Raw genomic sequence first — 13,070 nt, forward strand, 5'->3', positions numbered from 1 at the left:
AAAGGGAAGCCCCATGACTGAAGAAAGCAATGCGCTGCCTGCGGGCTTCAGCTTGCACCGTTATCTAATAGACAGCATTTTGGGCGCTGGTGGCTTTGGGATCACGTATCGGGCGATTCATGAAGCGTTGGAAAATCAGGTTGCTCTCAAAGAGTATTTTCCTGCCGAATGGGCTTACCGCGACCATGACGCCATCACCGTGCGCGCCAACGCTCAAGGGCAAATTCCTGCCCGTAGCGGTGAACCTGCCTGTTACGATTGGGGTTTGCAGCGCTTCCTGGATGAAGCGAAAATTCTGGTACAAATCAATCACCCTTGCGTGGTCCGAGTCCGGGACTATTTCACGGCCAACGGCTCGGCCTACATCGTCATGGAGTATGAGGCCGGCGAATCACTCAGCGCCCTACTGCAACGGGGAGGCATTCTCCCTGAGAACGAGCTGCGTCACTTACTGGACGATGTGATGCCGGCCCTTGAAGCCGTCCATGGTCAGGGTTATCTGCACCGCGACCTTAAACCAAGCAATCTTTATATCCGCTCAGCCGATGACCGGGTGATGCTGATTGACTTCGGCGCCGCTCGACAAGCGCTGGGGCGGCGCACTCGCAGTGTCACCAGCGTTGTCACCCCCGGCTACTCGCCGATTGAGCAATATGTCACAGTCGGCGATGATTACGGGCCGTGGACTGACATCTATGCGCTCGGTGCCGTACTGTACCGCTGTATCACGGGCGCACCGCCCATTGAGGCGCCCGGCCGGGTTCTTAAAGATCCGGTACAGCCCGCCGTCGAATGTGGGGCCGGTTTGTATTCCCGCAGCCTGCTACGGGTGGTTGACAAAGCCCTGGCGGTTCGTCCCGAAGAGCGCTTCCAAACCGTAGCCGCTATGCGGGAAGCTCTACGCGGTGGCGATCAGCCGAACAATCGGGCCGATTTCCTCCAGGTTCCTCAACTGCGTCCTGAATTGCTGGATCTGCCGGCACCGAACGCCGCACCGTCCCTCAATGATGCGCTACCTCGCTCCAGGCCCTCGCTCATTGTTCTGGAAGACGACCCCCCCTGGGACGACCGCCAACCCGATCAGGCTGGATCGCAACTGTGGCGCTTTGAAAAGCCTGGCTTGCCCGGTTCAAGTGCAACCTCTTCCAACCAAAGCACCGAGACGCTCTCGGTAGCTGATGAAAAATCCTCCGGCTGGACGCTGGCCGATTTTGATACCCAAAACCCTGCCTCCGCATCGGTCGCCGTCGCCGCACCAGACTCTTCACCGCCAGCCAACGGCTCAGCGTCCCTGCCATGGTCCGAGACCCGTTGGGAACAACCCGATCAAGCCGTTTCACAAGTACGTCCTCCCGCCTGGGAGGAACCCCGCCCGGCGAGCGTACCCAGTGGACCGCAACCTAAACTTAGTGGCGCGACTCTGCTCAATCGCCCACCCCACTCAGCCGTCGAGCACCTCAGACAGGCAACGCTATACAAAGGTGGTGGAAGCCCTTCGACGGGTCTAGTCCGTCCAGAAAGCTCGGCACCTTTCTCCCAGCCGATCAATCGTCGCGAGGGCCTGGAACAGCCCCAATCTCAGCCAAAAACAATCGCGCCAATTGAGCCTGAGGGCGACGCCATTGCGTATGGCCCCACCCGGCAGGTCAACTGGAAATGGATTCTGATCATGGTCTGCGTAATTGCAGGGCTTTCGGGCGGTGGACTACTCGGTTACGAATACTTCAAGACCGTTCAGGAAGAACAGCGTCGGGAAGCGGTCAAAAAGCAACAGGCAGAAGAGGAAATCGCCCAGCGCGCCCAAGAAGATGCCCAGCGCCGAGAGGCGGATATTGCCGACCGGACCCAGAAATTTCGGAGCAGCCTGGCCAGCCATAATTTGATTGCCGCCGAATTAAATCTGGAACGCCTGGCCGAAGCGTATCCGGATCATCCAGTGCTGACCACGCTAAGATCCGAGTTGCGAATCGCCGAGCAACAAGGGGTTAGCACCAAAACCTGGGTGGATGAAAAAACCGGCATCAAACTGGCTTTTGTTCAGGGCGGCTGCTTTAACATGGGTAGTCCACCCAGTGAGCAAGATCGGGCCAGTGATGAATCCGCCCATCAGATCTGCGTTAAAAACTTCTGGATTAGCACGACGGAAACCACCAACCGCCAATACCACCGGTTCAAGCCCGATCACAGCAGCGGTTCTTTTCAAGGTCGTCCCTTGGATCGGGATGTCCAGCCCGTGGTGAATGTGACGTGGGAGAATGCCAAAGCATTTACCGAATGGCTATCGTGGGAAGCGGGCACCGGGAAACGCTTTCGGCTACCCACCGAAGCGGAATGGGAATACACCGCCCGCAGTGGTGCTACGACTCGTTATTACTGGGGCAACGAGATCGACCCGCGCTACGCCAATTTTTCTGATCGCAATGACCCGTCCGGCGCCTCGGTCAAAAGCTTGGATGACGGCCAAGCGGTCACTGCACCGGTCGGCAGCTATCTAGCCAACCGCTTTGGGATCTCAGACATGGCCGGTAACGTCTGGGAATGGACATGCTCGGAATACGACCGCGCTTACAGCGGCCAGGAGCAAGGCTGCTCCGATAAACCCGCCACTGACGGGTTGCGGGTGGTGCGCGGTGGTTCCTGGAACAATGGCCCTGGTGACTTACGCTCGGCAAAGCGTTTTGCCCGTAAACCCGATCAACGCGATGCGATGACTGGGTTCCGGGTCGTTATGGAAGAGTGACTTTTTTGGTAACCGTCTGTGGTTTTTTCTTCTAGGCCGATGCCTTGCGGCGGCTGACCATGAACGTGGCATTGCCTTCGACCACCACCTGATCCCGCACGGTGCAGACAGTCTGCATCACCACGCGCCGCCGTTCCAGGTTGATATCCTGGATGGTGCAAACGGTGGTTACGGTATCGCCGATCCGCACCGGAGCTGTGAACCGGAGCTGTTGGTCAACATAGACGGCGCCGGGACCGGGCAGGCGAGTACCGGCCACGCAGGAAATCAGGCCAGCGCAGAACATGCCATGCGCGATACGGCCCTTAAAGCGGGTCTGCGCGGCAAATTCTTCATTGCAATGCACTGGGTTATTATCACCGGTCAAGCCGGCAAACATGACCACATCGGTTTCGGTGACGGTTTTAGCATGAGATGCGCTCATGCCCACCTTCAAATCCTCCAAATAATAGCCATGGATACTGTCGTTGTGACCTTCGTGCGTGGAGTACATTCGCTTCTCCGATAAGTAGGAAACCCATCTCGCTTGGGCGAAAACCGCCCATAGCGTACATGACCCAGCGGATTAGTGGGAAATTTGGGTTCCAGGTTCAGCGGTTGGGATCAACCACGATGCGCCCTCGCACCTGGCCCGCCAGAATCGCTTCCGCCAAAGGAGGCACTTCCGTGAGCGAGATGGTTTGCGTCAAACGCTCCAGTGTGGCCGACGGCAAATCACGTACCAGCCGCGCCCATGCCGGCCGGCGCAGCGACAACGGGCACATCACCGAATCCACCCCCAATAACTGCACACCCCGCAGAATGAACGGCATGACCGTCGTGGGCAAATCGACCCCGCCGGCTAAGCCACAGGCGGCGACGGCACCGCCGTAATCGGTTTCCGCCAGCGCCCGCGCCAGGATCGAACCGCCGACTGTATCCACCACGCCCGCCCACAGTTGGGTCTCCAGTGGCCGGAACGGTCGGTTCATCTGCTCGCGGTCGATGATTTCGGCCGCTCCCAGCTCGCGTAGAAAGGTTTCGTTTTCTGGACGACCGGTCACGGCGGCGACGCGATAACCTAAACCGGCCAACAGCGCCACAGCCACGCTACCCACCCCACCACTAGCCCCGGTCACCAGCACGGGTTTGCCGGCATCCGGTTTGAGACCCGCGTGCTCCAGCGCCAGCACGCACAGCATAGCGGTGAAACCGGCGGTGCCGATGGCCATCGCCTGGCGACTATCCAGGCCGACCGGTAAGGGCACTAACCAATCAGCGGCAACCCGCGCTCGTTGGGCATAACCTCCCCAAAAACTTTCCCCGACTCCCCAACCGGTCAACACCACCGGATCACCCGGTCGATAGGTGGAACTGCTCGACTCAAGGACCGTCCCGGCAAAATCGATCCCTGGCACCAGGGGAAACCGCCGCACGATCTTGCCCTTGCCAGTGACCGCCAACCCATCCTTATAATTCAATGAAGAAAAATCGATAGCCACCAGCACCTCACCGGCCGGTAAATCAGTGAGGTTAAGATGGGTGATCTCTGCGTAGGTTTTGCCATCTCGCTGCTGCAATACCAAGGCTTTAAAATTCGCTGGGTCAGCCATGTCGCTAATTCCTTACATGAATAGGAGTGGATGTGGTTTACAGAGGGCGATAAATAAAACCCTACCGCCAACGACGTGTCGCGGTCAATAAATGCATTGCATCGCCGATGGGGAGTAAATACCATAACTTGCTGAGGTTTAGCTGGCCGGATCGTTGGCTCGATATCTTGTCAGATGTCTTTCTACGCCGCCTCCGCATTTGTCCGGCCGAACCAACCCAAAGGGGGTACGAGACGTGTTGATCTTGCTTTATCGGTCATAGATCAGCCCGTGCCCGAGGGCCAATAGATTGCAAAACGTAAGCGATCACAAAAAAAGGTATAACGATGAAATTATTAGTCGCCGTGAAGCGGGTGGTTGATTACAACGTCAAGGTGCGGGCGAAAGCGGATGGTTCCGGTGTGGAAACCGCCAACGTCAAGATGTCTATGAATCCATTCGACGAAATCGCCGTCGAGGAAGCGGTTCGGATGCAGGAAGCGGGCAAGGCCAAGGAAATCGTGGCGGTTTCCCTGGGTGTCGCCGCCTGCCAAGACACGCTGCGCACAGCGCTGGCGATGGGTGCAGATCGGGCCATTCTGGTGGAAACCGACGCCGAGTTGCAACCGCTGGCGGTCGCTAAGCTTCTTAAAGCCGTGGTCGATAAGGAAAAACCCGACCTAGTGATCTTGGGCAAGCAGGCTATCGACGATGACGCCAATCAAACCGGCCAGATGCTGGCGGCTCTGCTCGGCTGGTCGCAAGGCACCTTCGCTTCCAAAGTCGAGGTCGATGCTGGTGCAACCAAGGTCACCCGTGAAGTTGACGGCGGCCTGGAAACGGTGGCGTTGAAGTTGCCGGCCGTCGTGACCACCGACCTGCGCCTGAATGAGCCTCGCTTCGTCAAGCTGCCCAATATCATGAAGGCCAAGAAAAAGCCGCTGGATGTGCTCAAACCCGCCGATCTTGGCGTCGATGTCGCTCCCCGCCTGGCCACGCTCAAAGTCCAAGAGCCGCCCAAGCGCCAAGCCGGGATTAAGGTCGATACAGTCGCCGCGCTGATCGACAAGCTGCACAAAGAAGCCCACGTCATCTAAACGTCACGGATATCGCCTTATGAGCATTCTCGTCATCGCCGAACACGATAACGCCGCCCTGAAATCAGCGACGTTAAATACCGTTACCGCCGCGTCCCAACTCGGCAGTGATATCGCCGTCCTGGTGGCCGGCCATAACTGTGGCACGGTCGCCCAGGCAGCGGCCAAGGTCGCGGGCGTTAAGAAGGTTTTACACGCCGATGCGCCCCACTACGCCAACCAGTTGGCTGAAAATGTCGCTTCCCTGGTGGTCGGCCTGGCCAGCGGTTACAGCCACATCCTGGCACCTGCCACCGCCGCTGGCAAAAACATCCTGCCGCGCGTGGCCGCTTTGCTGGATGTGGCCCAGATCTCCGACATTATCAAAGTGGAGAGTGCCGACACCTTCGTGCGGCCGATCTACGCCGGCAACGTACTGGCCACCGTGCAATCCAAAGATGCGGTCAAGGTCATCACCGTGCGTGGCACCACTTTTCCGGCCGCTGCCAGCGAGGGTGGGTCAGCCAGCATTGAGACGGTCGCCGCCACCAGCGATTCCGGCTTATCCACCTTCGTCGGCCAGCAGCTCACTAAATCCGACCGGCCGGAATTGACCGCCGCCAAGATCATCGTCTCCGGCGGGCGCGGCATGGGCAACGGTGAGAACTTTAAGTTGCTCGAAGCGGTCGCCGACAAACTGGGCGCCGCGGTGGGCGCCTCGCGCGCCGCCGTGGACGCCGGGTTCGTCCCCAATGACTACCAAGTCGGCCAGACCGGTAAAGTGGTCGCGCCGGAACTCTATGTCGCCGTCGGTATCTCCGGCGCCATCCAGCATCTGGCGGGGATGAAAGACAGCAAAGTGATCGTCGCCATCAACAAAGATGAGGAAGCGCCGATCTTTCAAGTCGCCGATTACGGCTTGGTCGCTGACCTGTTTGTCGCCATGCCAGAGATGGCCAATGAACTGGACAAACTGAAAGCCGCCGGTTGAGCGTTTCGGTTTTAACCCCGCGCCGCCTGGCGGGCCTTGATCCGACGCGCAAGGATCGAGCGTTCGTCAGGCGGCGCTTGCTTTCTCGATCCCGCATTCCACGTATTTCAAGGAGGCGCTTGTGACCGCCTATTCTGCCCCGACTCGCGACATGCAGTTCGTCATCAACGAAGTGGCCGGCCTGGCTGAAGTCGCTGCCTTACCGGCTTTCGCCGACCAGGACGTTGGCCCGGAACTGGCGGAAGCTGTTTTGGAAGAAGCCGCCAAGTTGGCATCCGGGGTCCTGGCTCCCCTCAACCACCCCGGTGACGTTCAGGGGGTCCGCCTTGGCCCTGAGGGTGTTATCCCCGCCGATGGCTTTGCCAGGGCTTATCAAAAATTCGTCGATGGTGGCTGGAACGGCATCGGCTGTGCCATCGATCACGGCGGCCAAGGTCTGCCGGAGCTACTCAACACCGCGACCCAGGAAATGTGGAATTCGGCCAACATGTCCTTCGCGCTGTGCCCGATGCTCAATGGCGGCGCCATCGAGGCGATCAACAGCGTCGGTTCCGAGGCACAAAAGGCGTTATATCTGCCGAAGATGGTCAGCGGCGAATGGACCGGCACCATGAATCTGACGGAATCGCAGGCCGGTTCCGATCTGTCGGCGGTGCGCGCCCGCGCCGTGCCTGAAGGCGATCATTACCGGATCTTCGGCCAGAAAATCTTTATCACCTGGGGCGAGCACAACATGACGGACAACACCATTCATCTGGTGCTGGCCCGAACCCCGGACGCTCCGGAAGGCGTCAGAGGGATTTCGCTGTTCATCGTACCCAAGTTTCTGGTTAACCCGGATGGCTCGCTCGGCGAGCGCAATGACGTACACGCGGTCTCGCTGGAGCACAAGATGGGCATCCACGCCAGCCCGACCTGTGTGATGGCGTTCGGCGACAAAGACGGGGCTATTGGCTATCTGGTCGGCCAGGAAAACAAGGGCCTGGCTTACATGTTCATCATGATGAACGAGGCGCGTTTTAAGGTCGGCCTGCAAGGGCTGGCCATCGGCGAACGCGCTTATCAAGCGGCGCTCGAATACGCCAAAGACCGGGTACAGGGTCGGCCGGTCGGCGTCAAGAGCGGTGATCGGGTCACCATCATCCACCACCCCGACGTGCGGCGGATGCTGATGACCATGAAAGCCTTAAACGAGGCGATGCGCGGCTTGGGTTATGTGGTCGCCAAACATCTTGATCTAGCCCGTTACCACCCCGATCCGGAAACCCGCGAACGCCACCAGAATCGGGTGGATTTGCTGATCCCCATCGTCAAGGGCTGGCTGAGCGAAACCGGGATTGATGTCGCCTCGCTGGGCGTGCAAATCCATGGCGGCATGGGCTTTATCGAAGAAACCGGCACCTGCCAACACCTGCGCGACTCCCGCATCACCACCATCTATGAAGGCACCACCGGCATCCAGGCTGCCGACCTGGCCGGACGCAAGCTCAACATGGATAAAGGGGCGTCGATGCGGGCGCTGATCACTGAAATCGGGGAGACGGTGGCAGAGCTGAAGCCAGCGCCGGGCGAGCCTATCGCCATCATCCGCGCCGGCCTACAGGAGGCAGTAGCCAAACTGGCCGAAGCGACCGATTGGATGCTGGAAACCCATTCCGCCGAAGATGTGATGGCAGTATCGGTCGATTATCTGATGCTGGCCGGTTTCGTTTGCGGCGGCTGGCAATTGGCCCGTGCCGCGCACATCGCTAGCCAGAAGCGTAAAGACGATCCAGAACACGTTTTTTACGAGGCCAAGACGATCACAGCGTGCTTCTACGCCGAGCACATCCTGCCCAAGGCCACCGGCTTATGCGCTTCGATTAAACACGGCGGCGCTTCCATCATGGCCCTGACTGAAGAACAGTTCTAGCCCCAAGACCGGGATTGCTGAATCCCGGTCGTATCCAAGCCGTAGCCATTGCGCCCAAAAATCCGACTTCTTCCAAGCGAGCGCTGAGACTGATTTATACTTGAATTTGATCGAAATACCACACGGCGCCTTGAACCGGCCCTCCCATGGCCGACCTTGAACCCAGGTACTTCCGCCATGACTGAACAGACGACTCGCGAACCTGAAATCACCACCCGAGACAGCCTGCTGGACCGGACGATGCAAAATCTCCGCGAAGCCTGGCGCGATGTAGCCGACTGGCGGGGTGGCCTGCTCTCGACCACCCCGAACCCGAACCTGCCCGACAAAGATGCCGAAGCGCTAAAAAACCAAATGCGCGATTGTCTGGAAGCGCGCGGCGGTGAAGTCTCGGCGCGCGCCCGTGCCGCTAATCTCGGCCGGCTTTATCTGTCACTCAACGCCAAGGGTCGCAAGCGGTTTTTGAAAATTCTCGCCACCGAGTTTGACAGCGACCACCATGCCGTGAATAAAGCGGCGGAACAACTGCGGCAAGCGGGCGACAACAGCGAGGAGCGTGCCAAGGCGGAGCGGGCGTTGCGCCAAGCATTGCAGCCACCCCGTGGCCGCCTATTGGCACAGCTCAATGCGCTGCCTGAAGGCTTTCATTTTCTAGTTGACTTGCGGGCCGAACTCCTGGCATGGCGGCAGGATGATCCGGCGTTGGGAGCGTTGGAGCGGGATCTCCTCGCGCTGCTGGTATCGTGGTTCGATGTCGGCTTTCTGGAATTGCGGCGCATCACCTGGAACTCGCCGGCATCACTGCTGGAAAAGATGTTCGTCTATGAGGCCGTGCATCCGATCCGGGATTGGGGCGACCTGAAAAACCGCCTCAGTGTTGACCGCCGCTGTTTTGCCTTCTTCCACCCACGGATGCCCGACGAACCGCTGATTATCGTCCAGGTCGCCCTGGTCGATGGCATCGCCAACAATGTGCATACCTTGCTCGATGAATCCGCCCCAGTCTTCGAACCCACCGCCGCCGACACCGCTATTTTCTATTCCATTTCCAATGCGCACGAAGGACTGAGCGGCATCAGTTTCGGCAACTTTCTGATCAAGCGGGTGGTGGATGAATTGACAACCGAATTTAGCAATCTCAAAACTTTTGCCACGCTCTCGCCGATTCCCGGTTTCCGCGATTGGCTGGATAGCAAGCTGCAAGAATCCGACGCTGACGCGGAGCTGCTGACCGCTGCCGAACGCAAAGCCCTGGTAACGGCTGCCAATGCTGGCAAGGAACCCGTCTCTTTGCAGACCTTGCTGGCCACGTCGGATTGGCACGGCAATACCGAGCTTGCCAAGGCGTTAAAACCACCCCTGCTGCGCTTGTGTTCCCGCTATCTCGCCAAAGAAAAACGCCCAGGCGGGACCGCTCTGGACCGCGTAGCACATTTCCACCTGTCCAACGGCGCACGAATCGAACGGCTGAACTGGTTGGCGGATACCTCGCTTAAGGGCATGAGCCAGGCGGTGGGAATGATGGTGAATTATCTATATAAGCTCAGTGACATCGAAACCAATCATGAGGCTTATCGCGGCGAAGGCAAGGTGATGACGTCCTCAACCATCCGGGCTTTGCTGAAGAGTTGATCACCGACCAGTCCGAATCCCAATGCGCCAATTAAGACGGAAGAGAGCGAGGCGCCATGATCAATCATCGAGAGCCAGTGTCCACCTCTATCCGTCATGCAAGTCTGTTACAGTAGTACCCTATCACTAAAAGCAATGACTCCAGGAGGGCACTGATGAACTGTAGGCTGGCTCGCATTCTGGCGGGTCTGTGTGGTTTGTGCGTCCTGTTTTCCGCCACAGCCGCTGAACAGCTCGGCATGAGCAGTCGATAACTGGAAACCGGATCGCTGTTCCCGTGAGCGCGCCTCCAATAGCGGCAACCCTCCGTCGGACACCGGCCGTGAACTAGAAAAACTCCTGCTGAAGCGTTAGTTGGTCGGTAAGACGGTTTTTTCGCCGCACTCCCTCCTGATCCACGCTTGATCCTACAACCGGCGATGCTTACATCGCCGCCTTTTGGCTATAGAGTCGAATAAAACGCATGGCCCAATACATCTACACCATGAGCCGCGTGGGCAAAGTGGTACCGCCCAAGCGGGAAATCCTGAAAGACATTTCCCTGTCGTTTTTCCCCGGTGCCAAGATTGGCGTACTCGGCCTGAACGGTTCCGGCAAATCCACCTTGCTGCGCATCATGGGCGGGGTTGATACCGATATTCTTGGCGAAGCGCGGCCGCAACCCGGTATCAAGATCGGCTTGCTCTCCCAGGAACCGCAACTCGATCCGTCCAAGGATGTCCGCAGTAACGTCGAGGATGCGGTACAGCCGATCAAAGCTGCACAGGCTCGGCTGGAAGAGGTCTATGCCGCCTACGCTGATGCCGACGCCGATTTCGAGAAGTTAGCCGCTGAACAGGCGGAACTGGAAAGCTACCTGCAAGCCACCGATGGCCACAATCTGGAGCGCACGCTGGATGTCGCCGCCGATGCGCTGCGATTGCCGGCCTGGGATGCCGATGTCGGTAAACTGTCCGGCGGCGAGCGACGGCGGGTCGCACTGTGTCGGCTGCTGCTCGCCAAACCCGACATGCTCCTGTTGGATGAGCCGACCAACCATCTCGACGCTGAATCCGTGGCCTGGCTGGAACGCTTTCTCCAGGATTATCCCGGCACCGTCGTCGCTGTGACCCATGATCGCTATTTCCTTGATAACGTCGCCGGCTGGATTCTGGAACTGGATCGCGGCCGGGGCATTCCCTGGGAAGGCAACTATTCCTCCTGGCTGGAGCAGAAGGAACAGCGACTAGAGATTGAGGAAAAACAGGAAACCGCCCACATCAAAGCAATGAAAGCGGAATTGGAATGGGTACGTGCCAACCCCAAAGGCCGCCATGCCAAGAGCAAAGCCCGCGTCGCTCGCTTCGAGGAATTGGAGTCACAGGAATTCCAGAAGCGCAATGAGACCCAGGAACTCTATATTCCGCCGGGGCCACGCTTGGGTGATTTGGTCGTCGAGGCCACTGGTCTACGCAAAGGTTTTGGCGACCGTTTGCTGATCGATGGTCTTGATTTCAAGCTACCCAAGGGCGGCATCGTCGGCGTAATCGGCCCCAACGGCGCGGGTAAGACGACCTTGTTTCGGATGCTGGTCGGCCAGGAGCAACCAGATGGCGGCACACTGCGAGTGGGCGATACCGTCAAACTGGCTTATGTCGATCAATCGCGCGATGCCCTGGCCCCTGATAAAACGGTCTGGCAGGAAATCTCCGATGGGTTGGATGTCATCGCTATCGGTAGTTACCAGATCAACTCCCGCGCGTATGTCGGTCGCTTCAATTTCAAAGGACCCGATCAGCAGAAGTTCGTCAAAGATCTATCCGGTGGCGAGCGCAACCGAGTCCATCTTGCCAAGCTGTTGAAAAGCGGCGGCAATGTGTTGTTGCTGGACGAACCGACCAACGATTTGGACGTAGAAACGCTGCGGGCGCTGGAGGAAGCCTTGCTAGCCTTTGCCGGCTGTGCAGTGATTATCTCCCATGATCGCTGGTTCCTGGATCGCATCGCCACCCATATCCTGGCGTTCGAGGGTGATTCCCAAGTGATCTGGTTTGAAGGCAATTACGCCGATTACGAAACTGACCGCAAACGACGTTTGGGTGTAGCGGCCGACCAGCCACATCGGATCAAATACCGGAAGCTGGCGTGAACTTGTCGCGCGTTATCGGGGCGAGCTAATCACATCATGTCGCGCCAAAAACACCTGCGTCCGCTGGCAATAACCGCCGTGCTGGCGATGGCGTTGTATCTGCTGGCCGCCTTCGCGGGCGACGCCCGGCAGATCGGCAACGCCCTCGCTGCCATCACTTGGCCGCAACTGGCCCTGATTTTAGGGCTGTCGTTGCTTAACTACGCCCTGCGTTTCTTGCGCTGGCAATACTACGTTGTGCTCTTCGGTCATCAGATCCCCCGGTTGCGGCACTTCGCCTATTATCTGGCCGGCTTCGCCTTTACCGTGACGCCGGGCAAGGCCGGGGAAGCGGTACGTTCACTGTATCTAAAACCGCACGGCATGGGTTATGCGGAAAGTCTGGCGGCGTTCTTTGTCGAGCGTCTGCTGGATGTGCTCGCCATTGCCGCCCTGGCGCTGGGCGGTGCTTGGCTATTCCCAAATTACCGCACGTTTGTGCTGCTATCCTGCCTTGGGTTGATCACGTTCACCTGGTTGATGGTCCGGCCTGAACTGCCAGATCGCCTAGAGGCGTGGGCTGCACGCCCCCTCCACCTTCGCCAACTACCGCCTGTTTTACAACGTTTGGCCAAACTGTTGCACGCCTCCACTCTGTTGCTAACTACCCGAAAGCTCTATGGAGGTTTAGCTATTGGGATCTTGGCTTGGGCGACGGAGGGTTTCGCCCTGTATCTGATCTTAAAGGGTATGAACGTGACGCTGCCGGTCGGCACCGCAATCGGTATTTATGCCGTCAGTGTTTTGGCCGGTGCGCTATCCTTTTTGCCGGGAGGACTGGGCGGTACGGAAGCCATCATGGGGCTGTTGCTGATCTTGGCTGGTGTCGGTTCCAGTACGGCTATTGCCGCCACCCTGCTGTGCCGCTTTACCACTTTATGGTTCGCCGTATTGATCGGCCTGCTAGCTCTGCTAGGACTTGAAGTCGGGTCAGGCTCCAATGCCAGATTGGCACCGCTCGCTCCAGATCGCTAGCGATCC

9 protein-coding genes are annotated in these 13,070 nt (G+C 58.5%); 7 read left to right on the forward strand and 2 right to left on the reverse strand.

Annotated features, from left to right (window positions below):
• Positions 1 to 13: 13 nt before the first annotated feature.
• Complete coding sequence (locus BN873_RS15945; RefSeq protein WP_048676015.1) at positions 14 to 2,740, forward strand: bifunctional serine/threonine-protein kinase/formylglycine-generating enzyme family protein; 2,727 nt, start codon at positions 14 to 16, stop codon at positions 2,738 to 2,740.
• Positions 2,741 to 2,771: 31 nt separating this feature from the next.
• On the opposite strand, the gene BN873_RS15950 is transcribed toward BN873_RS15945, so the two are convergent.
• Both BN873_RS15950 and acuI read right to left on the reverse strand, forming a co-directional pair.
• Positions 2,772 to 3,233: a MaoC family dehydratase gene (locus BN873_RS15950; protein WP_048676018.1), complete on the reverse strand. Its 462-nt coding sequence runs from the start codon at positions 3,231 to 3,233 to the stop codon at positions 2,772 to 2,774.
• A gap of 97 nt (positions 3,234 to 3,330) precedes the next feature.
• Positions 3,331 to 4,332 (reverse strand): acrylyl-CoA reductase (NADPH), encoded by a 1,002-nt coding sequence (acuI, locus tag BN873_RS15955; RefSeq protein ID WP_048676021.1) that lies wholly within the window; start codon positions 4,330 to 4,332, stop codon positions 3,331 to 3,333.
• A 326-nt stretch (positions 4,333 to 4,658) separates the two neighbouring features.
• Between acuI and BN873_RS15960 the strand changes: the two genes are divergently transcribed.
• From BN873_RS15960 to BN873_RS15985, 6 genes are all read left to right on the forward strand, one after another.
• Positions 4,659 to 5,408, forward strand: coding sequence for an electron transfer flavoprotein subunit beta/FixA family protein (locus BN873_RS15960; RefSeq protein WP_048676024.1), 750 nt, complete (start codon positions 4,659 to 4,661; stop codon positions 5,406 to 5,408).
• 19 nt (positions 5,409 to 5,427) lie between these two features.
• The gene (locus BN873_RS15965; protein WP_048676027.1) at positions 5,428 to 6,378 is read left to right on the forward strand and encodes an electron transfer flavoprotein subunit alpha/FixB family protein; all 951 of its coding nucleotides are present in this window, start codon (positions 5,428 to 5,430) and stop codon (positions 6,376 to 6,378) included.
• Positions 6,379 to 6,499: 121 nt separating this feature from the next.
• A complete protein-coding gene (locus BN873_RS15970) occupies positions 6,500 to 8,290 on the forward strand; it encodes an acyl-CoA dehydrogenase (protein WP_048676030.1) in 1,791 nt (596 codons plus the stop codon).
• Positions 8,291 to 8,467: 177 nt separating this feature from the next.
• Positions 8,468 to 9,922: a malonyl-CoA decarboxylase gene (locus tag BN873_RS15975; protein WP_048676034.1), complete on the forward strand. Its 1,455-nt coding sequence runs from the start codon at positions 8,468 to 8,470 to the stop codon at positions 9,920 to 9,922.
• Between the two features lie 463 nt (positions 9,923 to 10,385).
• Positions 10,386 to 12,050 (forward strand): energy-dependent translational throttle protein EttA, encoded by a 1,665-nt coding sequence (gene ettA, locus BN873_RS15980; RefSeq protein WP_048676037.1) that lies wholly within the window; start codon positions 10,386 to 10,388, stop codon positions 12,048 to 12,050.
• A gap of 36 nt (positions 12,051 to 12,086) precedes the next feature.
• Positions 12,087 to 13,064, forward strand: coding sequence for a lysylphosphatidylglycerol synthase transmembrane domain-containing protein (locus tag BN873_RS15985; protein ID WP_048676040.1), 978 nt, complete (start codon positions 12,087 to 12,089; stop codon positions 13,062 to 13,064).
• Positions 13,065 to 13,070: the final 6 nt, after the last annotated feature.

Source organism: Candidatus Competibacter denitrificans Run_A_D11, from assembly GCF_001051235.1.
Lineage (GTDB): Bacteria > Pseudomonadota > Gammaproteobacteria > Competibacterales > Competibacteraceae > Competibacter_A > Competibacter_A denitrificans.